The sequence below is a fragment of the Labilibaculum sp. genome (genome assembly GCF_963664555.1).
In the GTDB taxonomy this organism is placed as follows: Bacteria; Bacteroidota; Bacteroidia; order Bacteroidales; family Marinifilaceae; genus Labilibaculum.
In genome coordinates, this window is record NZ_OY761461.1 from 524,736 (window position 1) to 549,791 (window position 25,056).

Genomic DNA, 25,056 nt, shown 5'->3' on the forward strand with positions numbered 1-25,056 from the left:
AATCAAATATTTCTAGGTTGAAAATCTGATTTTTTCTAATTTTTAATTAGGAAAGGAAAAAATGTCTGGAATCAAATATTTAAAATTATTTATCCCCGTGATTTTCATGGTCTTTCTTCAGACTTGTAATCAAAACCGTAAGATGGTAGGATTGCAAATTGAGGAAAAACCAGTTGTGGAGTTAAAGCATGTAAAGCTTCGTGGTAAGTTACGTGTAGTTACAGATTACAATTCTACCAACTACTTTGTATACAAGGGGCATACGATGGGGTTTCAATATGAAATGCTGGAAGCTTTGGCAAAACACCTGGGAGTTAAGTTGGAGTTGACTGTAAACAATGATTTGGTATCTGCTTTTGCCTCTTTAGAACGAGGTGATGTAGATCTATTAGGAATGAATTTAGCTGTGACTTCTGATCGCATGGAAAACTTTAATTTCACGATTCCGCATAGTCAGTCACGACAGGTGTTAATTCAGCGAAGTCCTATTAATGATTCTACTGGTTTCATTAGAAACAAGTCTGAATTAGGAGGTAAGCGAATTCATGTACAAGCAGGATCATCATTTCAAGAGCATTTGCTAAGACTCTCTAATGAAATGGAAATGCCTGTTGATATTGTGGTCGTTGAAATGTTGGAGGTGGAGGAACTGATATCTATGGTTGCCAGTGGTGAGATTGATTATACTATTGCAGATGAAAATGTTGCAATGGTTAATTCTTCATATTATCCGGGTATCGAGTTTAAGACAAGTGTGAGTTTGCCGCAGAACCTGGCATGGGCCTTGCGAAAAGGAGCGAATCATTTAACTCATGATGTTAATATGTGGTTAATGGATTTTCAAAAAACGAAAGAATACAGAAGAATTTACCAACGATATTTTAGGAGCAGCCGTATCGAAGAGATGATGCAAAGTGAATACTTTACGGTAAAAAGTGGTAAGATTTCGGACTTTGATGATCTACTTAAGGAAAAGGCGAAGCTAATAGATTGGGATTGGAGATTGCTGTCGGCATTGATCTCTCAGGAATCTAATTTCGATCCTAAGGCGCAGTCGTGGGTTGGTGCTTTTGGTTTAATGCAATTGATGCCCGAAACAGCTTATAGATACGATGTTGATTCACTTTCTTCTCCTATTGAGAATGTTGATGCCGGAGTTAGGCATTTAAAATATTTAAAAGGGAAATTGGATGAGACTCTGTCTGACAGGACGGATGAGTTGAAATTTTTACTTGCATCTTATAATGTTGGATTAGGACATGTGCTGGATGCAAGACGTTTGGCTGAAAAGAATGGTAAAAATCCTGATCAATGGAAGGGAAGTGTTGACTATTATTTATTGAATAAATCGAAGCCGGAATTTTTTAATGATCCAGTTGTAAAATATGGTTATTGCCGTGGTTCGGAGCCTTATCAGTACGTGAATAAAATTTTGGAACGTTATAATAATTACCAAAACATTGTATTACTGAATTAGTCCGGCTCGAAGAAACATCTCTCTTAATTCGGATAAAATCATGGCAGTAGCTCCCCAAATTTTGTGTTCTTTTGCTTGAAAATAAGGAGCGTGTATTTCAAATCCATTTTTGTTAATGGTGAAATGGCTAATGTTCTCTTTTCCTAATAATTGAGATACAGGCATTTCTATTATTTCCTCAACTTCAAATTTGTTCAATTTAAATTCAGGTCTTTTTTCGCAGTAGCCTAATACAGGCAAAACCATAAAATTGCTGACCGGAATATAAAGTTCTGTTAAGAAGCCTAATATTTTTATTTTTTTGCAGTCGACACCAAGCTCTTCATTTGTTTCGCGGATTGCAGTTATTGTTCTGTTTGCATCACTTTCTTCATATTTTCCTCCGGGTAAACTAATTTGGCCACTATGACTGTTGTTTCCTGTCGTTCTTTTCATGAAGGGAATATACATTTGACCATCGTTTGGATAAAATAGAAGTAATACACTGCTATCCCGGGCAATACTAGGATCACTTGTTTTAAGGGCATGATCCCGAATTGACGGGGACATTAGGTTTTGAGCCTCGAAACCAGGTAATCCATTATTTAGTTCATTGTTTACTATACTGGTAAATTGTTCAAGGTCAAATATTGTTTCTAAATTACTCATAAAGGCTTTTTTCTAATGGTACTTAAAGATAAGAATAATGTTTCCCTCTAGTAAGGAAAAATTATTAATCTTTTTTTGATCAGCAAAAAGAAACCCCGAAAAAGATCGGGGTTTAAACTATTTTCTAAAATTTTTAACAAATTGTTCTACTTCCGGAACTCCACCCTGATAGAGAAGATATCCATTATAAGGTTCTCTTTTGGTCGTTTCGTCGTTTATGGGTTTTTGCATAATGTCAATTACCTCTTGTCGGTTGGAAGTTTGGCCAAGAGTCCAACCCAATTTAATATAGGCGGCTTCGGGCAGCATATTATCAAGAGGAACAATTCCCATTGAGAGTAGATCTCGTCCTGTATCGTAAACAAACATGTGAGTGTAACCCCAAAGAGTTTGAACGGTCATGAATATATGAACTCCTTTTTCAACTGCTCTTTTTAAGGCTGGGTAAACCGGTTTGTTAACATGACCAAGTCCTGTACCTGCAATAATTATTCCTTTGTATCCGCAGTCAACTAAGGCATCGATAATATCGGGTTGCATATTTGGATAGTAGTATAGAATAGTAACTTTTTCTTCGAAGTAAGGAAGGATTTTTACGTTTCGATCTTTTCGTCGGTGATTGTACTGTTTTTTAATCGGTTTAACTCCTTTTCGGGTAACTGTAGCTAAAGGAGTATCGCCAAGAGTCCGGAAGGTGGATCGATAGCTCGAATGCATTTTTCGTACTCTGGTTCCCCGATGTAAAAATCCGTATTCATCTGAAGTTGGGCCAAACATACAAACCATTACTTCTGCAATATCACCATGCCCGGCAGCCACTGCTGAGTGCATTAAGTTTAAAGCGGCATCTGATGACGGTCGATCTGATGATCGCTGAGAACCTACTAAAACAATTGGAACGGGTGAATCCTGAACCATATAGGTTAAGGCGGCTGCGGTATGGTGCAATGTATCTGTTCCATGAGCGATAATAATTCCATCAATTCCGTTTTCAATTTCTTTTCCAATTGCAATGGCTAAGGAAATGTATTGTTTTGGCCCCATATTTTCACTGAACACAGCAAAAACTTTTTCGGTAGATAGGTTGCATATATCGGCCAGTTCAGGAACGGATCCATAAAGTTCTCCAGGTGAAAAGGCCGGAATTACAGCTCCTGTTCTATAATCTAAGCGGGATGCTATTGTTCCTCCCGTTCCAAACAGTTTTACAGCTGGTTGTCCGTCTGTATAAGGAAATTCTTTTTCGGGAACTTTATAATTGGCTTTTTTGTATCCGGTTTCCTTCATTTCTTTTATAGTTGTAACATTTATCCCAATGTTGTAACCGGTTATTATTTTAAGCACAATGTGCTGATCATCATCATTTTCTGCTCTCGGTAGAATTGTTCCGTCGAATTCGCCTCGGGTGGTAACAATATGTGTTTTACCCCATACCCGGACACTATATTTTTTTAGGGTCTCAAGAGCCATCCCTTTATATCCTTGAAAAATATCTTCCATTAGTTAAGTCGTTTGTCGATGTTTACTCTTAATTCTCTTAATTCAATATTCCCAATTGCCTGACGATGCAATTGTCCCATGATCCAGTGACTGGCATTCTCATTGTTCTCTGATGGATGTAAGTCTTTAAATTTTTCTTCCAGAAAATCAATTGGGGCTATTAATTCGGCCAGACTTCTTTTTTTAAACTTTAAGTTGATTAACATGGAGGCAAAATCCATACTTGGATTTTGGTAGAGGATAGGGAGCAGGTAGCGGGCAATGTTTGGATGTAATTCCTGTTCATGAATAAATTTGAATAGTCCAACTAATTTTCGATAATTGAATTCGGGATGGATGCTATATTTTCCAATGATGTTTTTATAAGTGTGGCCAAAAAATATTGAGATGCTTTTAGGGTCGAATTGAAATCTGTCAGCTATTTCTTTAATAATTGGATACAGATCTTTACTGAGAATAAAATGATGGGAATCTTTAGGTACTCCCCATTCATTCATTTGATTAATTCGCTCACAAATATCATTTGGTAAATCTTTACCAAGATTATTGATGTATTCATCCGATAGGGGAATTGGTGCAGAGTCTGTATCCGGATACATTCGATCGGCACCCGGAAGAACTCTCTCGAAGATTGTTGTTCCATCGGGCAACGATTTGCGTGTTTCGTTTGGGACACCATCAAAAACCATTTTACAACGTTCTTTTATTGTTTCGATTGCTGTAGGGATATCTTCTTTCGCTCCCCAAATAATTAATTGTGCATCATTTGAATTTGATTCTAATCTGGTAAGTATTTTACCAAAATCTTCTTTTGACAGCAATTCTTCTTCTTGCTCTGAATGCACTAAATTGGGATGTTCGATACAGGCAATTACTTTTAAACGCTGGGCAATTTCATCGGCAAAGTTTTGACCTGGCTGGGTGAAATGCGATAGTAATCCTTTAAATTCAGGAAGGTTAACAGCAATAATCTGATGTTCTTTTTCTTTGCATTCAATTAAAGGGGCATATGTGAAATTATAGTCGTGATAATCTAGTTTTTGTGTGAGAATGCTCCAATCTTCTTTTTGAATCCGTTCGATTAATAGTTTTCTGATATTTAGCAAAGCCCATTGTCTGAAAGCCTCATTGTGTGAAAGTTCCGGAATCCATTTGTTGTGAGCAACTCCTTTAATTTCGACTCTCGATCCGCCTTTGCAACTAACATTTACGTCTTCGCGGCCTGCTCCCATTCCCGTGCGAACCAATCCGGTGCTTCTGTTTAAAAAACGGATGTATTCTGCAGCTTCCCGTAATTCATCAGGAGTGTTTAGTTCGGGGGCGGTAACTGTTTCTATCAGTGGCGTGCCAAGACGGTCTGTTTTATAATACCGCTCATGTCCTATGTCTGAAATCTCGCGGCAAGAGTCTTCTTCGATGCTTAACTGTATCAAATTCACCTTTTTATTGCTTAGTTGAATTTGTCCGTTTACACCTAAAATTGCGGTTCGCTGAAAGCCTGTAGGTATACTTCCATCCAAATATTGTTTTCGGGTAATATGTACTTCACCTACGATATTTAATTTGCACAAAAGTGAGATTCGAAGGGCAATTCCCAGAGCTTCCTGATTAATTCTAAATGGAGGAGTATCGTCAATCTCGTAAGTACAGGCTGTTTCGTTGTTGATACGATATATAATGTTTTTTCGGGTTTTAAACTCCATTAGCGCCGTGCCGTCATATCCGCCAAGTTCGCTCATTGCAGGGCGCATATGTCGTATTATTTCAGCATCGTAAGCTCCGTTTTTGTGAAAGACACCACTGGGACAGTGACAAAACAATTTTTCTTTGGTGTCAAGTTGCTGGTGAACTTCCAGTCCGGACATGAAACCAATTCGACGATAATCGTCCTCGGTGGCTTGCTGGCGGGTGACATAGCCAATTTGTTCTTTGGTTTGGAGATGGTTTTTGTTGGGTGTGAATATAGTATTCATTGGGTTAGTTTTTAGTAACCCCAAAAAATACTAATAATCTGTTGGTTAAGAAATGATTTAATTCAGGTTTGTCCCCTGTTTTAATGAATTTTGATTTTGAAATTAGGGTGTAAACGGCAATCTGATTTTGTAGCCTTTACTTTCAATATCTGCTTTTATTTTTGCCCCAATTGCTTGTCCCCACGACATTCCGGCCTGCATACTTTCAGTGGTGATTTTCGGTAATTTCTGAGCAATTCTTTTTCCGGCAACCGATTCGTAAAAGTCAATCATGGCTAATACATCCTCGTGAGAAAGGTTCTGTCGGTAAATTGGCAGAAGCATTTTGATTAAATCATTAACCGAAGTATTCACGAATTCAACTTCAGCTTTGTCCCAATATTCTGTTGGAATATTTGATTCCTGACTTCGTAGTTGAATAATCATCGCTTTAATTGATTCCTGATAGCTGGCTTGTGATCCGTTTATCTGAAACAGATATTTTAAATCTTTTTCGTACGTGTTGGTTTCTTGCCCCGAAGAAGCGAATGTAGATGTCGAAAGGGTAAGAAATAAAAACAATACTATATTTTTCATGGTTTTTTAATTTGCTGAGAGTTTTTTTATTTAGTTAATTGAAGACGATCAAGTATTTTGGAAACTATGATTTTCCTTTTGGGAGCATCATCAGAATTTTTAATATCGATATTAATTGCGAAAAAATATACATTCTCTCCTTTTTCAAGATAGCCAACATACCATCCAATTTGCTTGTTTATTCTTGCAGCCCATCCTGTTTTCGCTCTGATTGTATAATCAGGAGTCTGTTCAACAATCATTATTTTTTTCACAATTTCTTGATTTTTTTGTGAAAAAGGAAGTTGGTTGAGATATAATTTCTCTAAAAAATCGATTTGTTGGTTTGGACTGATTCTAATATCTCCGCTCAACCAGAAAACATCGATTCCTCCGTTTATATTTTTATTGCCGTAATCTGATACCTCTACCCAATGTTTCATTCTTTCTTCGCCGATTCTTCGAGCCAGTTCCTGATAAAACCAAACGGCGGAATATTTTAATCCGCTTTCCAGATTTTGATCCCTATTCCATTCGTTATACCTACGATCGATACTATCCCACTTAATGATTTCTTTTTCATCCTGAATCACTCCGGTTTCCAAAGCAATCATCGAATTAATTATTTTGAATGTGGAAGCCGGCAAAAATGCCGAATCTAATCGTTCCGAATTAAAGCTGAGTTTTGCATCATTTTTTATATCATAAATTGCAAAACAGCCGTTGATTTTTTCTGATTTGAAAATACCTTCCAAATCGGAAGAAGAGTAATTGTTTAAAATTGAATTTGATTGTGGTGAACAAGCAAAAAGGATAAACAATAAAAAAAGAGAAAGTAAGGTTTTCATAATAAACTAGTTTGCAGTTGATAAAACATTCTGTTTTTTGTATACCATCCAAAATAATACAATACCAAGAGAACAAAGAACTGTTGCAATAATTGATCCTTCCAAACCAAATTGACCTCCGGTAAGAATTTCATTCCCTTGAATACTTTGTGATATTAGAGAGGAGGAACTGGTTCCGCTAACTTCGAATCCGAAAATTGGTCCCTGAAAAAAATTCCAGCTAAAATGAAGGGCCAAAGGAAACCACAGATTTTTAGTGAAGATATAGCCAATTCCCAAGAGTAATCCTGCAAGGAAAATATTTGTAATACCAACAAGTGAAACATTAGGATTCATTAGATGAAGAGCCATAAATATCAATGATGATGAAATTAAGGCAATATATTTATTCATGGAATCCATGAAATTTCGAAGAAGATATCCTCTTACAAATACTTCCTCGTTAATTGAAACTAAAATAAACAATACTACTGATTGAGCTAACCCAATCAAATTAAAAGTAATGGAATTAAACGTTAAGTTTCCAGAAAAATACAGAATTAAACTGCCTGCTCCCATCATGATAAAACCGGCCAGTAATCCGTAAATGATATCTTTTGTCCTTTTTTGAAAGGACAATCCCAAATCAATCATTTTTTTTCGATCGATAAAACGGGTAAACAGCCAAATCAACAACAGCGTTCCAATTGTTCCAAAAAATTGAATTACTAAGAATGAGGAAGTAGAATTATCTGCCTGATTTTGTAGCATTTCCAAAAGGTCTTTGTTCGACGCAAGAGCCAATACAAAAGTACCAATAAGTTGAAAAATTCCGGTAAATATTATAAAGGGAAGAAGAATTAAAATGGCTCTGAGCCATCCTCTTTTAATCGCTGGTTCATTGTTTGTTGGGTTCATTAATTTGGATTTTGGTTTGTGTGGGTAAAATTAACAAAATCCTGATGTTATGAAAGGGAAAATAAACGTCTCTTAATTTATGACGACATAAAAAAGGGGCTGTCCCAAAAGAACAACCCTTTTTTTTATTGAGTATACACCTATACGATGCCCTGTGCAATCATGGCATTGGCAACTTTTACAAAACCGCCAATATTTGCACCATTCACGTAGTTTACAAATCCATTTGAAGATTTACCATACTTAACACATGTGGTATGAATATCCTTCATAATCCTTTTAAGCTGATTGTCAACTTCCTCGCGGGTCCAGCTTAAACGCATTGCGTTTTGAGACATTTCTAAGCCAGAAACAGCAACACCACCGGCATTGGCCGCTTTGCCGGGACCATACAGAATTTCATTTTTAATGTAAATATCTACAGCTTCGGGAGTAGAAGGCATATTGGCACCTTCCGAAACGCAAATGCAACCATTATCAATTAAGATTTTCGCTTCTTCAGCATTTATTTCATTTTGTGTGGCACTTGGCAAAGCAACATCACACTTCACTCCCCAAGGTCTTGCGTTTGGATAGTAGGCAACATTGTATTTCCTGGCATATTCTTCAATTCTGCCTCGTTTAATGTTTTTAAGTCTCATCACGTAAGTAAGTTTTTCTCCATCAATTCCATCCGGATCATGAATAAAACCGGAAGAATCGGATAATGTAACCACTTTACCTCCTAATTCATTCACTTTTTCGACAGTAAACTGAGCAACATTTCCAGAACCGGAAACAGTTACGATCTTGCCTTTCAGACTGTCATTTTTCGTATTCAGCATTTCTTCGGCAAAATATACATTGCCATAGCCGGTTGCTTCCGGACGAATAAGGCTTCCTCCCCATTCTGCACCTTTACCGGTTAAAACGCCTGTAAATTCGTTACGTATTCGTTTATATTGACCAAATAGATAACCAATTTCTCTGCCTCCAACTCCTATATCTCCGGCAGGAACATCAGTATCTGGTCCTATGTGCTTACAAAGTTCAGTCATGAAGCTCTGGCAGAATCTCATTACTTCATTATCCGATTTTTGTTTTGGATCAAAGTCTGAGCCCCCTTTTCCGCCTCCCATTGGGAGTGTGGTTAAGCTGTTTTTAAAAACTTGTTCGAATGCAAGAAATTTTAGAATACCAAGGTTTACCGTTGGGTGGAAACGCAATCCACCTTTGTAGGGGCCAATTGCACTGTTCATCTCAATACGGTATCCGCGGTTCACCTGAATTTCCCCTTTGTCATCAACCCAAGGAACCCTGAAAATTATAATTCTTTCAGGCTCTGAAATCCTCTCCAAAATTTTAGCTGTTTTGTACTTTGGGTTTTCCTCTAAAAAAGGAAGTAATGACTCCACCACTTCGTGAACAGCCTGATGAAATTCAATTTCTCCTGGTGTTCTACTTTTTAATTTGTCCATAAATTCCTTGCTGGAAGGAGCCTTTAACATAGTTGTCATGGTAATTAATGTTTAAGTTAGACATGAATTATACTGGGTGTGAATGAACGTGACCGCTAATACCAGCGATCATATTTAAAGGTAAAAAAGAAATCCCTCAAGGTCAAGGGCTTAGGTTTCACTTAAATTGTTTAAATTTAAAAGAGCCTACAAACAGTAGCCAAATCACTACGATCTTTTTACAATTTTTAATGCATCTACGTAAGTAAACCGAAAATGTATGGAATCAAATCCGGGTAAAGAGCAGGGAATCAATAAGATTATAGCCGAAAATATAGAGCGGTTAAAAGAACTTTCCGCAATTAATCAAACCACAGGTATTATCAAGGAAGGAAAATCCATTGAGGATACTTTACAGCAAATCTGCTTTATTCTTCCTAAAGCATGGCAATATCCCGAGTTTACGGTTGCCCGTATTGTATTTGACGGACAAGAATACCTCAGCCCCGGATTTCGTCTCTCGCAATGGACACTAACACAGGAATTTTTAACGATTAATAATCGAAGCGGAAGAATTGAGGTTTGTTATGTAAAAAAATTCCCAGCACAAGATGAAGGCCCATTTTTGAAAGAAGAAAGGCACTTGATTGAGAATATTGGGAATATTATTGTTGGTTATATCAATAGCGAAACGGGAAAGGAACTGCTTAGTCGGAAAAGGAAAATTGATCCTGAGAAGAAGGAAATAATAGGTCCTTATGTTCCGGTTACAAATCGAAAATTATTACAGGATTTTTTGAATAAGAACAATGCTGATCGGGATATTTATCATGATTTAATGCCATTTAAAGTAAAGGAAATATTGTTGGTTGCGAACCTGTATGATGCTTATTGTATTGAGCGTGAAGGGCGTTTTTCAGAACAAATTTCCAGCGAATATCATCAGCTTAACTTAACATCAATGCCTCGGGTTACAGGTGTTTCTAATTTGGAAGAAGCCATGGAACAATTACATTCCAAGCATTTTGATATGATTATATTAATGGTTGGAGTGGATAAAAAAACACCAATAATTTTAAGTGAGCATATTAAAAAGGAATTTCCGTACATATCCATTTTTTTATTGCTGAATAACGATGCCGATATTGCCATGTTTGAAGAACAACGGGCTGAACTAAAAAGTGTAGATAAAATATTTGTGTGGAATGGCGAGTCGCAGGTTTTCTTTGCCATGATTAAGAGTTTGGAAGATAAGGTAAATGTAGAAAATGACACTAAGATTGGTTTGGCTCGGGTAATTTTATTGGTTGAAGATTCGGCAAAGTATTATTCGAGATATATGCCAATGCTTTATCAGAGTGTTTTGGCGCAAACCCAGCGAATAATAGATGATGTGAGCACCGATGCTCAGTATAAAATACTTCGCTTGCGAGCGCGACCTAAAATATTATTGGCTTCGAATTACGAAGAGGCAATGAATATTTATTATCGGTTTAGGGAGTATTTGTTGTGTTTAATTTCGGATGTGAAGTTTAAAAAAGATGGAATATTTTTAGATGATGCGGGAATTAGTTTGGTAAAAGAAATTAAAGATGAATATCCGAATATGCCGGTTATATTGCAATCTTCTGATGTTTCGAATGCCAGCCATGCTTTTAAGCTGAAGGCTAGTTTTATCGATAAAAACTCTGAAACGCTTAGAGGGGATATTCGTTTGTTTATTCGTCAGTTTCTGGGTTTTGGCGATTTTGTTTATAAGGATGCTGAAGGAAAGGAAATTGCTACGGCAAAATCTTTAAAAGAATTTGAGGAGTATTTGTATCATATTCCCGCTGAATCATTGGTTTATCATGCTCAGAAAAATCATTTCTCATTATGGTTAATGGCTAGGGGAGAAATCCGGGTTGCAAAAATGATTGCTCCCTATCACATCACCGATTTTAAATCTGCTGAAGATGTGCGGGATTATTTAATTAATGTAATTCAAAATTACAGGAACGAAAAAAATAAGGGAAAGGTTGTGGAGTTTAATGCCGATTTTGCTCTTAATTCCAACAATATAGTCACCTTATCTACCGGTTCGTTAGGTGGAAAAGGGCGAGGATTGGCTTTCATTAACTCCATGCTTTTTAATCTAAATTTGAGCCGGTTTGTTCCCGGAATAAATATAAAGGCACCTATGACTGCAGTAATTGGTGTCGATGAATACGAATCATTCTTAGATCGAAATAACCTTTTAGACCGAATTAAGGATATGGATGATTTTGAACAAATTCAGAGGGTATTTCTGGATGCGGAATTAACGCAGCGTCTGGTTCAAAAAATAAGAATCATTCTGAAGAATTTTGAGCAACCACTGGCGATCCGATCTTCCGGATTGTTTGAAGATTCATTACTTCAGCCTGTAGCAGGGGTTTTTCAAACTTATCTTGTGCCTAATAATCATCCCGATTTAAATACGAGGGTTAAGCAGGTAACTGACGCAGTAAAATTGGTTTATTCCTCCATTTTTTCCAATGATGCAAGGCTGAATGTTTCGGCCATGAATTATAAAATTGATGAAGAAAAAATGGCTGTAGTCATTCAGGAAGTAGTGGGCAATCAGTATGGATCGACTTTTTATCCCCACATTTCGGGTGTAGCTCAATCGTATAATTATTATCCCTTTGGGCACATGAAACCTGAAGAAGGGTACGCTGTGATAGGTGTTGGTTTGGGTAAATATGTTGTAGATGGTGAAAAGGCATTTCGGTTTTCTCCTGTTTTCCCAACCATTGAGAATAACAGTGCAAAAGATCAATTTAAAAACTCGCAGGTAGAATTTTATGCTGTTGACCTCAACAAAAAAGATTTGGATCTTATGGAGGGCGATACGGCAGGATTAATTCGTCTGGATATTGATGAAGCAGAAGAACATGGTAATTTGGTGCATTGTGCCTCTGTTTATAATTCCATGAGTGATACAATTAGTCCCGGTTTGGATATTATGGGACCAAGAATCATCAATTTCGCAAATATTTTAAAATATAACTACATACCACTGGCAAAAACGATTGAACTTGTTTTGGATATTATAAAAGAAGCAATGGGCTCACCGATTGAGATAGAGTTTGCAGTCGATTTAACGAAAGATAAAGAAGGGAAGGCTTCGTTTTATCTTCTGCAGATTAAACCTTTGGTTGGTAATATAGATGATTACCATATTGATTTGAATGAAATTGACAGAAGCAAGCTTTTGATGATTTCTGAAATGAGTATGGGAAACGGATTGGTAGATGATATTGTTGATGTTGTTTATGTTGTGCCCGAATTATTCAAAAAAGATTTGACTCTTGAGATTGCGGATACCATCTCAAAAATTAATCATGAAATGAGAGAAAAAAACAAACGTTTTGTATTGATTGGTCCAGGGCGTTGGGGCACCCGCGACCGATGGATTGGAATTCCCGTAAAATGGAACGACATCTCTTTCTCGAAATTAATTGTTGAGACCAGCTTCGACGACTATCCTTTGGAGGCATCATCCGGATCTCACTTTTTTCACAATGTAACCTCAATGAATATTGGCTACAGCTCCATTCACCACCATTCTGAAACATCTTTTATTGATTATCAAACACTTAAAAAGCAGAAATTAGTTGGGGAGTATGGCGCCGTTCGTCACGTTCAGTTTAAAAAACCATTAAGTGTTAAATTGGATGGTAAAAAACGACTGGCTGTTGTGAGTTGGGAATGATATTTAAAAATGAATGGAAATGCCTAAAGCCAGATTCCATATGTCATAAAACTTAATATAGTCTGTTCTTATGCTTTCTAAAAGGTAATTGTCTACTGTACCTATTTCGGTATAAAAATCAATTCCTTTAATTATTTTATAAGGAAGAGGGTGGTAAACCATAGCTCCGACAAAAGGAGCAAAATGTATTTTATTCTGAAAATAATAATCATTGGGGAAGTAGTTGGGCAAATTTCGGTAGGTATTGTGGGTTGAACCAAAATTGATACTTAAGCCTGCTGTTGGAGCAACCACAAAATCACCAATGTGAAATTGCTTAATAAGAAATGTGTTCTTAAAAGCAACCGTATTTAGAGTATGAACATGAGAATGCATAGATGTACTTCCATACATTAAAGAAAGACGATACCAGTCTTTTGCAAGATGGTAGGTAATTCCGGCAGAAAGAAAGCCAATATTACCTGCGTATTGAATTTTTGCATCACGAGGTAAATACCACTTTCTTTTTATAGTATCAGTTTGATCTTCGTAAAGAGTACTTCCAAAGGCTGATAGGCTAAAACAGCAGATGCACGCTAAAATGGGTAAAATATGTTTTTTCATTAAAATGCGATGTTTTCAATTGAATAATTGCCATTATCAATAGTAATTACCTGATAGTGATTATCGGCAATATCACCTCCAACCAGAAAATCTGTTTTGCCATATTTTTTGCCATGATAAAAGCTGTGAGTATGGCCATGTATGGAGAGTTTAATGTTGTTATTTTCCAGAATTTGATTTAGCATTGAATCTTCTCCGTCATACTGATCCGCATAAGGTGGAATGTGTGAAACCGGAATCACCAGATTGGCACTGCCGTCATTCTTTAAATTCTCATTGAACCAATCAAAATCAGGATTTGTGTTTTTCCGTTCCCATACAATATTATCAAACATTACAAATTTGCAGCCTTTGTAAGTAAATGTGTAATTGTTTTCACCAAAGGAGGTATGGTATAATCTTTCGCCATTTGATAAGTAGTCGTGATTCCCGATTACTGTAAAAAAAGGAACGTTCAGCCTGGATATTATTTCGTTAAACCATGTAAATTCTTTGTGAAGAGCACTTAAGGTTAAATCACCACCATGTATTACGAAATCAATATCATCTCTTGCATTTAGAGCAGCAACAGCATCCTCAAATTCATCATAAAATGTGTGAGTGTCTGTGATAAAAGCGAATTTGAAAGTTTCATTATTATCAGTGTCGGTAATTTTTATTTTATCCAGATTTTTAGAAGTTAAATCTCTGAATTTACTCTCAACTTTATTATCATATGGACTGTATTCATAAGGCAGACTGCATCCTGGGAATACCCCCAAAATAGCAGACAGGCATACCAGTCCGTTGGTTTTTATAAAATCACGTCGGATCATATCAGTTCGTTTTATTCTATTTAGAATAAATTCAAAAAAATTAGTGTGGGGCAAAGATATTATACAAAAAGGAAGAAGATAAAAGTTATAACAATTCTTAACTTTTTTAACAATTCAAAGCATTTTAGCTGCGTGAAGAAGCGATTTGTTAATCAAATTTAATCGCCTTTGCAGGAGTTATTTTTGTAATTAAATAGGAGGGAACAAGCAACATCGAAACTGTAACAATTAAACTGCCAATATTCAGAAGAATAATGTGAGTGATTTTAAGATTGATTGGTACGGTATCTACATAATAGTTGGTTGGATCTAAAGGAATGATTTCAAAAAAGTATTGCAGTAAACACACAGAGATTCCAATAATATTACCCCATAATAATCCTTGTCCGATAAGCATGGCAGACTGGTAAAGAAATATTTTACGAATCGACCAGTTTTCTGTTCCCAGTGCTTTTAAAATTCCAATCATATTGGTCTTTTCCAGAATAATGATTAAAAGACCCGAAACCATATTAAAGCCGGCAACAAGTATCATTAAGCTTAAAATGATCCATACGTTCATATCAAGCATGTCTAACCAGCTAAATATTTGCGGGTATTTACGAACAATGCTCCTAACTTTTAATCCGGCGCCATCATCGGTAAATGATGTTGCTGTAATGCCTTTTATCTGTTGTTCAATAAGATCTAAATCGTCAAAATCATCAATAAATATTTCGTAGCCGCTAACCAGATTATTATTCCAGTCGTTTAGTTTCTGAATGTGTTGTATGTCGCAAATAAGGAATAGTTTATCGAATTCTTCCATTCCGGTATTGTATATTCCGGCAAGGGTAAAGCTTCTTACTCTGGGAGGTTGCTGTATAAAATAAACCGATAATTTGTCACCTACTTTTAATTGAAGAAGTTTCGAGAGTTTCTCCGAAATCAAAATATCGTTACTTTTGGTGCTGTCGGTGAGTTGAATGGTTTTCCCTTCCACCAAATGGTTTTTAAAAAAACTCCAATCGTAATCTTTACCTATTCCGTTTAAAACAATTCCTTGTATATCCGATTTTGTTTTAAGAATACCCGGTTTAGTTGCAAAGGATTGTACGTGCAAAACTCCGGGTATTTTTTCAATGCTGCTTACGGAGATTGCATTTTTTTCGATGGGGAGAGTTTCAAACGACGAGTTGTTATCGTAATTTGTAATTTGGATATGAGAACCAAACCCAATAACCTTATTGGTAATTTCAGATTTGAAACCAGTAACAATAGCTACAGCCAATATCATTACCGAAATACCAAGAGCGATGCTTATTTTGGCAATACTAATAATAGGATGAGATATATTACCATCGCCTTTTTTGCTGATGGTAATTTTCTTGGCTATAAAAAGTTCTAGATTCAAATTGAGGTTCTTTTTAAAGATTAATACAAAAGTAGTAATTTCGGGTTTACAGATGTGAAAAATTAGTTAAATGAGAAAAATAAAACAATTGATACCTTATTGGGTACTGAGTACATGCTTTTTGTTTGTGGTAAGCATAACATCTTGTGCACAAAAACGATTAGATTCGTTAATAACCGGAGCCGAAAATTTCACAGAATACATACCTCTTCTTAAAGAGAAAAAAGTGGCAGTAGTTGCCAATCAATCCTCATTAGTGAATGGTGAACATTTGGTTGATGTATTGCTGGCAAAAGACATATACATTACCCGAATCTTTAGTCCCGAACATGGCTTTAGAGGAAATGCTGATGCCGGCGAAAAAATTACCAATGGCATAGATGTAAAAACAGGATTGCCAATTGTTTCATTATACGGAAAGCATTATAAACCTTCCGTTGTTGATTTGAATGATGTTGATGTTGTGGTTTTTGATATTCAGGATGTTGGTGTTCGCTTTTACACATACATATCTACACTTCATTATGTGATGGAAGCTTGCGCCGAGCAGGGAAAAAAGGTAATTGTTCTCGATCGTCCAAATCCCAACGGCCATTATATAGATGGGCCTGTTCTGGAAATGAAATACAGTTCCTTTGTTGGAATGCATCCGGTGCCTGTGGTTTATGGCATGTCTATAGGTGAATATGCCCAAATGATTAATGGGGAAAAATGGCTGGACAATAAGGAGCAATGCGAATTAATTGTGATTCCGTTTAAAAATTGGAATCGGGATAATTCATATCTGCTTCCGGTAAAGCCTTCACCCAATTTGCCAAATCATTTGTCGGTTATTTTATATCCATCCCTGTGTTTTTTTGAAGGTACCGTTGTAAGTGCTGGTCGTGGTACTGATCATCCTTTTCAAGTTTACGGGCATCCGTCTTTTTCTCATGGCGATTTTGAGTTCACACCAAGAAGTATTCCGGGAGCAAGTAAATATCCAAAGTTTGAAGGTGAGAAATGTGTTGCTTACGATTTAAGAAAAATTAATGCGGATGATTTCCGAAAGAAGAAAAAGTTGGATTTGTCTTTTTTATTAAATGCTTATTGTGAATTGAAAGCGAAGCCTGATTTTTTCAATTCTTTTTTTGAAAATCTTGCTGGAACTGCAAATCTGAGAATACAAATTGAAAACTCCTTATCGGAAGAACAAATTAGAGCCAGTTGGGAAAAGGATCGAAAAGATTTTATGGCAATTCGAGCGAAGTACCTGATTTATTCTGATTTTGCAGAAGAGTAAATGGAAAAAGAAACAGAAGCATCGGAGTGAAAGGAAAATTGTATCGACTAGGTTGCAAATCCGATGATCTGTTTCTGAGGGATTCTTTTATTTGTGGCTGAATTTGTATTCGTCCTTAACAAGAGCAAGTTTACAAAAGAGAAATTGGAGAAGTATAAACTGGTTATTAATTATGTGTTAATTGCTATTTATTTTTTGAGGTTTAGGAGCAGAAATTAACAATAGAATAGCTTGAAATTAATTTAGATTTTCTCAAAATAATAAGTAAATTTAAAGGAGTGTTCAATAAATAAAATATTTAAAATGGCATTTACCTTGCAAATTAATGATAAAGCTCCTGATTTTGATCTGATAGCTACTGATGGAATTCGATATAAATTAAACGATTTTAAATCATCTAAACTTTTAGTTGTTTTTTTTACTTGTAATCATTGTCCGTATGTGATCGGTTCCGATGAAGATACCAGAGTGATAGCAGACAAATACATTCCGAATGGAGTCGAATTTGTGGGGATTAATTCTAATTCTGCAAATACTTATGAGGAAGATGATTACGATCATATGGTAACTCGAATGGAAGAGAATGATTTTCCATGGGTTTATTTGTACGATGAAACACAAGAGGTGGCAATGGCATACGGTGCATTGAGAACACCCCATTTTTATTTGTTTAACGAAGCACGCAAATTAATTTATACAGGCAGAGCAGTCGATAATCCCAAAGATACGTCCAAAGTTACTTCCAGAGATTTGGAGAGAGCTATAGATGAATATTTGGCTGGAAAAGAAATTTCTGTTCCGGTAACCAACCCAATTGGCTGCAACGTAAAATGGGATGGGAAAGATAAACATTGGATGCCTGCAGATGCTTGTGATTTGTTGTAGTTTTGTTGTCAATAAGCCGTTATGTATATATATAATGGCTTTTTTTATTGAAAACAGTATACTTAAGTGAGTAAAGAAGAATTTTTAATGGCATTTGAAAATATTAAAATTGGTTTTTAAACCGATTTTTTAGATATTCAACCCCGATATGAAGGAGCTTGAATTAATACATAATCTGAATGATGGAAATAGAATAGTTTTTAATCAGCTATTTAAAAAGTATTATTCAGGGCTTTGTTCGTTTGCTTCAAATTATATTTCAAATCAAGATTTAATAGAGGATTTTGTGCAAGAATCCTTTATAAAACTTTGGGAAAAAAGAAAATCCATTGAATCTATTAGTGCCATGAAAGGCTTTTTGCATGTTGTTATTCGAAACAAGTGTCTCAATCATATTCGTGATTCAAAAAAAATATTTTTACTGGCAGATGAAGAATACAAACAACTTTTATCTGAAGATTTTTTTCTGGAAAAAATTATAGAAGAGGAGTATTATTCTCAGTTATACCAACTTATAAAAACTTTACCTCCGCGAACTCAAGAAGTTTTAAGTTTGAGTATGAGGGGGTTAAATCAATCGGAGATATCGGAAGAATTAGATATCGAAATAAGTACTGTTAAAAGCCACAAGAAGCTTGCTTACAAAACATTAAGAAGAGGTTTTGAAGTTTTCGTTTTTGCGATGATGTTGAATTAATTCTTCATTGTTTGGCTTATTCAGACAAACTTAGAAAAATTCTTTTTTTTAATATCATTTTCTACTCCCCCTTCCATTCGTTTTTCGTGTTATATATTTAGTAATAGGGAAAAAATGGAAAAATTTAGTAAGGAGTTTAGGGTTGGTGAATTACTTTTCAAGCAAAGAATTGAAAGTTTATCACCTGTGGAGGAGATTGAGTTGAGTACTTGGTTAGAAAGCGATAATAAAAATGAATTGTTCGCGAATAATTTATTATCGGATGAAGATTTAGCAGAACAAATCTCAAAAAGAAAAAGCGTAAGAACTAATTCAGCTCTACAAAAGGTAAATGAAAAGATTGATTCTGCGAAAACCCGTCGCTTAGTTATGAATTTCTTAAAATATGCAGCCGTAATTTTTCTGCCAATTGCAGCTGTTTGGTTTGTAAGTTCCACTTATAACCAAAGTTTACTTGTACAGGAAACCCTAATCGAACCAGGTAGCCCGAAAGCAGTTTTAATGCTTGCAGACGGATCCAGTGTTGATTTGGGTGCTCAAAAAAATAAATCCATTCAGTTTGAGAATGAGGTTGTTGCTAAGAATGTCAATAGTAATCTTATTTACAGTCAATTGAATGAGAATAATCAAGAACAAAATTTAATTGAAAAATTCAATACATTACTCACTCCGTTAAAAGGTGAATATTCAACTACCTTGAGTGATGGGACAAAAGTTTGGCTGAATTCTTCTTCTTCCCTTCGGTATCCAGTACGATTTTCAAAAAATATACGTAAAGTGTACTTGTTGGGAGAGGCATATTTTGAGGTGGCGAAAAATGAGACAAAGCCTTTTTACATTGTTTTGGAAAACGGAATGGAAATTAGAGTATTAGGAACCAAATTCAATATCATGTCATATGGAGATGAAGATTTGGTTGAAACGACACTATTGGAAGGGAAAGTGCAAGTGACGTCCAAAAATATCAACGGATGTGAACAGAAAAATATTTTAATTCCTAATCAGCAATTCTCCTTTAACAAAGAATCGAAAAAATCAGAAGTTAAATTTGTGGATGCTTCCATTTATGCGGCATGGAAAGATGGTTTGTTTATTTTTGAAAATGAAAAACTTGGAGTTTTCATGAGAAAGCTGGAACGTTGGTATGGCTGTGGAATTGTTTATGAGAATGAAGAATTAAGGAACATTAGTTTTACAGGTGAAATAAAAAAGTATGAAGATTTCTCTTCAGTATTGAAAATTTTAAAGCTAACTGAAGATATTGATTTTACTGTTGAAGGGAATGTGATTTACGTAAAAAAAGGACTAAAATAAAAATCGGAAAATGCGCTAACATTTTCCGATCCTAAATCAATTTTCCTGTCATGATTAGGATTCATGCAGGAATGTATTAAATGTATCATTTAACGAATCAAAACTATGAAAAAATCATGGAGAATGAAAACCTTTCTTTCCGGAAGGTGGAGAAAAATTCTACTAATTATGAAGTTGACCTGTTTATTCATGCTATTAAGTGTGTTTCAACTTACGGCAAGTGTAAGTGCTCAGAATGTTCGCATGGATGTGGATTTTGAAGATGTGTCTTTGTCCGAGGTCTTTCGAGAGGTGAGAAAATTAAGCGGATTTAATTTTCTGTACAATGCTGAGGAAATCAATAGTAAGGAGAACCTGAGCATTGAGATGAAAAATGCTACTCTTGAAGAGGTGCTTGAAGAATGCATTAAAGGAAGAGGTTTAAAGTATAATATTCAGGACAGTACTATTGTATTGTCAACGGCACCTGAGCAAATACTTCGGGAAAGCAATGTTCAGGAAAAGAAAATTCTAAATGGATCTGTAACCGATAAGGATGGATTTCCTTTGCCTGGAGTTTCGGTAGTTGTAAAGGGAACAACAAGAGGAGTTATTACCGATGTAGATGGTAATTTTAATCTTGATGTTAAAGGCGATAATATTATTCTGCTTTTTTCATTTGTAGGAATGAAAACACAAGAAGTTTCGGTTGGAGAACTTTCTTCTCTTGAAATTGTTTTGGAGCAGGATAATTTGGGAATGGAGGAAGTTGTTGTCATTGGTTATGGTCAGATAAAAAAGGAGGATGCAACAGGCTCTGTTGTGGCATTGGGAGAGAAGGATTTTAATCAGGGAACTACAAGTTCACCACAAGATTTAATAATGGGAAAAGTTGCTGGAGTTAATCTTGTTAGCGCAGGAGGACAGCCAGGATCAGATGTTAGAATCCGAATTAGAGGTGGTTCTTCAATGTCTGCGAGTAATGATCCACTTATTGTGATAGATGGAGTACCTATTGACAATAGAAGTATTTCAGGGATGAGTAACATTCTGAGCTCTATAAATCCAAGTGATATTGCATCATTTTCTGTTCTTAAAGATGCTTCATCGACTGCAATTTACGGTTCAAGAGCATCAAATGGTGTAATTATTATCAATACTAAAAAAGCTAAAAAAGGGCAAAAGTTAAGTGTAGATTATGGCTCAAGGTTTTCTATTGGTGAAGTTGTGAAAACGTTTGATCTGTTAAATGGAGACGAATTCAGAGATATCATTAATAGCAGACACGCTTCTGATTCCGATGTTGATAAAGCAATACGCAATCGTTTGGGAGGTGAGGATACCAATTGGCAGGATGAAATCTATCAAAATAGTTTCAGTCAAGACCACAATCTCAGTATTGCAGGATCTGTAAAAGATATTCCTGTAAGAGCTTCTATAGGATACACCGATCAGGAAGGTGTTCTTAAAACTTCCGGGATGAAAAGAAAGACCTATACTTTTAACATGAATCCAAGTTTATTTGATAATCATTTAAAGTTGAATATCGGCTTAAAGGGAATGGATATTGATAATCGATTTGCAGATTCAGGTGCAATTGGGGCCGCAATTCGTTTCGATCCAACCCAGCCAGTTAGAAGTTCTGCTCCCGAATTCGATCAGTTCGGAGGATACTATACATGGATGCTTAATGGAACCAAGAATATTAATGGAACGAATAATCCTGTTTCTATGCTTGAGCAAGCGCGTGATAAATCAGATGTTAATCGAATTATCGGTGATTTTAAATTAGATTATAAAGTGCATGGCTTACCGGAGTTAAGTATTAATATGGTGACAGGTATTGATTATACCAAAAGTGATGGGAAAGATATTGTTGATGATAAGGCTGCTTTCGCATCCAACGATAATTCGGAATTGATTAGGACATACAATCATGATCTTAAAAATGAACTTTTTGATTTCTATTTGAATTACAACAAGGAATTTAAAAGTATTGATAGTAGAATTGATGCTATGGCAGGGTATGAGTGGCAGCATTTCAAGAGTAAATCAGATCAAACTGTAATACGAAGAAATGTAACAGATCCCTCTTTTAGTGCTGATGAGACAGAAAATTATTTAGTATCGTTTTTTGGTCGTTTAAACTATACTTTCAAAGAAAAGTACTTGCTCACTCTAACAGTTCGTCGAGATGGTTCAAGCCGCTTTCATAAAGATGAAAGATGGGGAACTTTTCCATCACTGGCTTTTGCATGGAAAATCAAAAATGAAAATTTTCTCAAAAACTCTAATCTGGTAAGTAGTTTAAATATGCGGCTGGGATATGGAGTTACAGGACAGCAATCTTTATCTGGTAATGATTATCCATATATGGGAATTTATACCAAAAGTGATGAATTCAGACAATATCAGTTTGGATCAGAATTCGTTTATACACTGCGTCCCAATGGATATGATGAGGCGTTAAAGTGGGAGGAAACTACAACTTACAATTTTGGATTGGATTATGGATTCTTTAATAATCGTGTTTATGGTAGTCTTGATGTTTATTTTAAGGAAACCGAAGATTTAATTAATACCATTCCCGTTCCAACAGGAACCAATTTTACAGATTTATTGACAACAAATGTTGGAGCATTAGAAAATAGAGGTGTTGAGTTTTCCATCAACACATTGCTTGTGGCTAAAGAAAATTTTAGTTGGGATTTAGGCTTTAATATCACATACAACAAGAATGAAATAACCAAGCTTACTAACTACGATGATCCAAATTATAGAGGCGTTGAGACTGGTGGAATTAGTGGTGTTGGTGTTGGGAATAATATTCAGATCCACTCAGTTGGTCAAGCCCTTAATACTTTTTTTGTCTATAAACAAAATTACGATCAAGCGGGTAAACCAATTGAGGGTGACTATGTTGATTTGAATAATGATGGAGAAATTAATACAAGTGACCGATACTTTGGTGGAAGTCCGGATCCTGAAGTTTTCATGGGAATTTCATCAAGCATAAATTATAAAAACTGGGATTTCAGCTTCAATGGCCGGGCAAGTTTTGGTAACGATGTTTATAACAATAATGCTTTGGGTGCGCGTTATCAGGAAATGGTAGTTAACGATTATTTAACCAATTTGCCTTCATCGATTAAGCATACACAATTCGAAAATGCGCAGCAATTTTCAGATTTTTTTGTGGAGGATGGAAGCTTCTTTAAAATGGATAATATATCACTTGGGTACAGCTTTAAGAAATTAAAAATGTTTAAAGAAGATGTTGACCTAAGATTGTATTCCAGTATTCAAAATGTATTTACGATTACTGGTTACGATGGACTTGATCCTGAAATTACCAATGGGATTGATAACAATGTTTATCCAAGACCAAGAACATTTTTGTTTGGTGTTAACATGAAGTTTTAATCTTAAATTTTGGAAAAATGAATAAGAAATATTTAAAATCAATATATATAATCGGATTATATCTATTCACTTTTTTTGTGACATCTTGTACCGATGATTTGAATACAGTGCCATTGGATAAAGACATTCAAATTGAAATAAGCAGCGATGAGGATTTCAAGCAATTAATGGCGAAGTGTTATGCCAATTTAATCCTTGGAGGGCAAACGGGAAGTGATAGAGACATCAGTAGATTAGATGTTAATTTCTCATCTTATCTGAGGTTGCTTTTTAACATGCAGGAATTAACAACAGATGAGGCTATTTGTGCGTGGAATGATGGAAACCTACCAGATTTGCATGATATGGATTGGAATGCACAAAATGAATTTATTACCGCAATTTACAGTCGAATAAATTTGGGCGTTTCATACTGCAACAAGCTTATCCAGCAAATTGGAGATAATCCAAAATATACTGGATATTTGCTTGAAGCAAGAGTATTAAGAGCATTGTCCTATTGGCATATGTTAGATATGTTTGGAACAGCTCCGTTTGTTACTGAAGCTGATCCCATAGGTTCTTTCTTTTTTCCGGAACAAGCTTCAAGTGAGGATTTGTTTGAGTATTTGGAAACAGAACTTAAAGCCATCGAAAATGAATTGCCTGAACCTGGAGCCAATCAGTATGGACGGGCAGACAGAGGGTTGGCTTGGATGTTATTGGCCAAATTGTATTTAAATGCCGAAGTTTATATCGGGCAAGAGAAATATTCAGAATGTATTTCTTACTGTAACAAATTTACAGGGAATAGTTTTTATTCATTGGAGCCTGTTTATAAAAATCTGTTTTTAGCTGATAATCATTTGCGGCGGAATGAAATAATATTTCCGGTTTGCTCAGATGGTAAGCATACTCAAGGTTATGGGGGAATGAGTTTTCTGATTCATGCTGGTATTGGAGGAACTATGAAAGGCAGCGACTACGGAGTAAGTGGCGGCTGGGGAGGAAACAGAACTACCAAGGCTTTGGTTAATAAGTTTTCCGATCCATCTGGTTTAACTGATAGTAGGGCTAGTTTTCATTCTGATGGACAAACGTTGGAAATTGATGATGTTTTTGCCTTCTCACAAGGTTATCCTGTTGTCAAATATATTAATATAACGTCTGCTGGACAGGCAGGTTCAGATGCCGAATATGTTGATACGGATTTCCCATTGTTTAGATATGCAGATGTATTATTGATGTATGCCGAATGTGTTCTAAGAGGTGGTTCAGGTGGCGATGCAGCTACCGCATTGATTTACGTGAATCAAATTCGGGAAAGAGCTTATGGTGACGCATCTGGGAATATTAATTCATCGGAATTAACACTGGAGTGGCTTCTTGATGAAAGAGCGAGGGAGTTACATTGGGAAGGCCACCGAAGAACCGACCTTGTACGTTATGGTAAATTAACTGGAGGAGATTATCTATGGCCATGGAAAGGAAATACAAAAGAAGGCAGTTCAACAAATGCTAAATTCAATGTATTTCCAATACCTTCATCGGATATAAATTCAAATCCAAACCTGGTGCAAAACGAAGGATATTAATTCATTCAGAAATTCTAATTT

At 35.8% G+C, this 25,056-nt stretch carries 18 protein-coding genes; 8 read left to right on the forward strand and 10 right to left on the reverse strand.

The annotated features are described in order from the left end of the window. The first annotated feature begins 142 nt into the window (after positions 1–142). Positions 143–1,477 (forward strand): MltF family protein, encoded by a 1,335-nt coding sequence (locus ACKU4N_RS02215; RefSeq protein ID WP_321319958.1) that lies wholly within the window; start codon positions 143–145, stop codon positions 1,475–1,477. Here ACKU4N_RS02215 and ACKU4N_RS02220 read toward each other — a convergent pair. From ACKU4N_RS02220 to gdhA, 7 genes are all read right to left on the reverse strand, one after another. Continuing rightward, complete coding sequence (locus ACKU4N_RS02220) at positions 1,466–2,125, reverse strand: NUDIX hydrolase (RefSeq protein ID WP_321319959.1); 660 nt, start codon at positions 2,123–2,125, stop codon at positions 1,466–1,468. The two genes, ACKU4N_RS02215 and ACKU4N_RS02220, sit on opposite strands and share 12 nt — an antisense overlap. A 117-nt stretch (positions 2,126–2,242) precedes the next feature. Further along, complete coding sequence (gatD, locus tag ACKU4N_RS02225; protein ID WP_321319960.1) at positions 2,243–3,625, reverse strand: Glu-tRNA(Gln) amidotransferase subunit GatD; 1,383 nt, start codon at positions 3,623–3,625, stop codon at positions 2,243–2,245. Beyond that, positions 3,625–5,598 (reverse strand): Glu-tRNA(Gln) amidotransferase subunit GatE, encoded by a 1,974-nt coding sequence (gene gatE, locus ACKU4N_RS02230; protein WP_321319961.1) that lies wholly within the window; start codon positions 5,596–5,598, stop codon positions 3,625–3,627. The genes gatD and gatE overlap by 1 nt, the downstream gene beginning before the upstream one ends. A gap of 102 nt (positions 5,599–5,700) precedes the next feature. Further along, entirely contained in the window at positions 5,701–6,174 is a 474-nt protein-coding gene (locus ACKU4N_RS02235) for a DUF2059 domain-containing protein (protein ID WP_101309602.1), read from the reverse strand. 26 nt (positions 6,175–6,200) lie between these two features. Further along, positions 6,201–7,001, reverse strand: coding sequence for a class D beta-lactamase (gene blaOXA, locus ACKU4N_RS02240; RefSeq protein WP_321319962.1), 801 nt, complete (start codon positions 6,999–7,001; stop codon positions 6,201–6,203). Positions 7,002–7,007: 6 nt separating this feature from the next. After that, positions 7,008–7,898 (reverse strand): CPBP family intramembrane glutamic endopeptidase, encoded by an 891-nt coding sequence (locus ACKU4N_RS02245; RefSeq protein WP_321319963.1) that lies wholly within the window; start codon positions 7,896–7,898, stop codon positions 7,008–7,010. Positions 7,899–8,038: 140 nt separating this feature from the next. Continuing rightward, positions 8,039–9,385: an NADP-specific glutamate dehydrogenase gene (gene gdhA / locus ACKU4N_RS02250; RefSeq protein WP_321322739.1), complete on the reverse strand. Its 1,347-nt coding sequence runs from the start codon at positions 9,383–9,385 to the stop codon at positions 8,039–8,041. Positions 9,386–9,614: 229 nt separating this feature from the next. Here gdhA and ACKU4N_RS02255 point away from each other — a divergent pair, with 229 nt between their 5' ends. Continuing rightward, complete coding sequence (locus ACKU4N_RS02255) at positions 9,615–13,070, forward strand: DUF5752 family protein (RefSeq protein WP_321319964.1); 3,456 nt, start codon at positions 9,615–9,617, stop codon at positions 13,068–13,070. Positions 13,071–13,073: 3 nt separating this feature from the next. Here the strand turns inward: ACKU4N_RS02255 and ACKU4N_RS02260 are convergent, their stop codons facing one another. The 3 genes from ACKU4N_RS02260 to ACKU4N_RS02270 form a co-directional block, all read right to left on the reverse strand. Continuing rightward, a complete protein-coding gene (locus tag ACKU4N_RS02260; RefSeq protein ID WP_321319965.1) occupies positions 13,074–13,673 on the reverse strand; it encodes a hypothetical protein in 600 nt (199 codons plus the stop codon). After that, entirely contained in the window at positions 13,673–14,488 is an 816-nt protein-coding gene (locus tag ACKU4N_RS02265; protein ID WP_321319966.1) for a metallophosphoesterase family protein, read from the reverse strand. Before ACKU4N_RS02265 ends, ACKU4N_RS02260 begins: the two co-directional genes overlap by 1 nt. Positions 14,489–14,636: 148 nt before the next feature. After that, a complete protein-coding gene (locus tag ACKU4N_RS02270; RefSeq protein WP_321319967.1) occupies positions 14,637–15,881 on the reverse strand; it encodes an ABC transporter permease in 1,245 nt (414 codons plus the stop codon). 70 nt (positions 15,882–15,951) lie between these two features. On the opposite strand from ACKU4N_RS02270, the gene ACKU4N_RS02275 reads away from it, so the two are divergent. From ACKU4N_RS02275 to ACKU4N_RS02300, 6 genes are all read left to right on the forward strand, one after another. Next, positions 15,952–17,163, forward strand: a complete 1,212-nt coding sequence (locus tag ACKU4N_RS02275) for an exo-beta-N-acetylmuramidase NamZ family protein (RefSeq protein ID WP_321319968.1) — start codon at positions 15,952–15,954, stop codon at positions 17,161–17,163. Between the two features lie 303 nt (positions 17,164–17,466). Next, positions 17,467–18,048: a thioredoxin family protein gene (locus tag ACKU4N_RS02280; RefSeq protein ID WP_321319969.1), complete on the forward strand. Its 582-nt coding sequence runs from the start codon at positions 17,467–17,469 to the stop codon at positions 18,046–18,048. A gap of 148 nt (positions 18,049–18,196) precedes the next feature. Next, on the forward strand, positions 18,197–18,745 hold the full coding sequence (locus ACKU4N_RS02285; RefSeq protein WP_321319970.1) for an RNA polymerase sigma factor: 549 nt from the start codon (positions 18,197–18,199) through the stop codon (positions 18,743–18,745). A gap of 114 nt (positions 18,746–18,859) precedes the next feature. Next, the gene (locus ACKU4N_RS02290) at positions 18,860–20,059 is read left to right on the forward strand and encodes a FecR family protein (RefSeq protein WP_321319971.1); all 1,200 of its coding nucleotides are present in this window, start codon (positions 18,860–18,862) and stop codon (positions 20,057–20,059) included. A 123-nt stretch (positions 20,060–20,182) separates the two neighbouring features. Then, positions 20,183–23,461, forward strand: coding sequence for a TonB-dependent receptor (locus tag ACKU4N_RS02295; RefSeq protein WP_321319972.1), 3,279 nt, complete (start codon positions 20,183–20,185; stop codon positions 23,459–23,461). A 17-nt stretch (positions 23,462–23,478) separates the two neighbouring features. Further along, entirely contained in the window at positions 23,479–25,035 is a 1,557-nt protein-coding gene (locus ACKU4N_RS02300; protein WP_321319973.1) for a RagB/SusD family nutrient uptake outer membrane protein, read from the forward strand. Positions 25,036–25,056 lie beyond the last annotated feature (21 nt).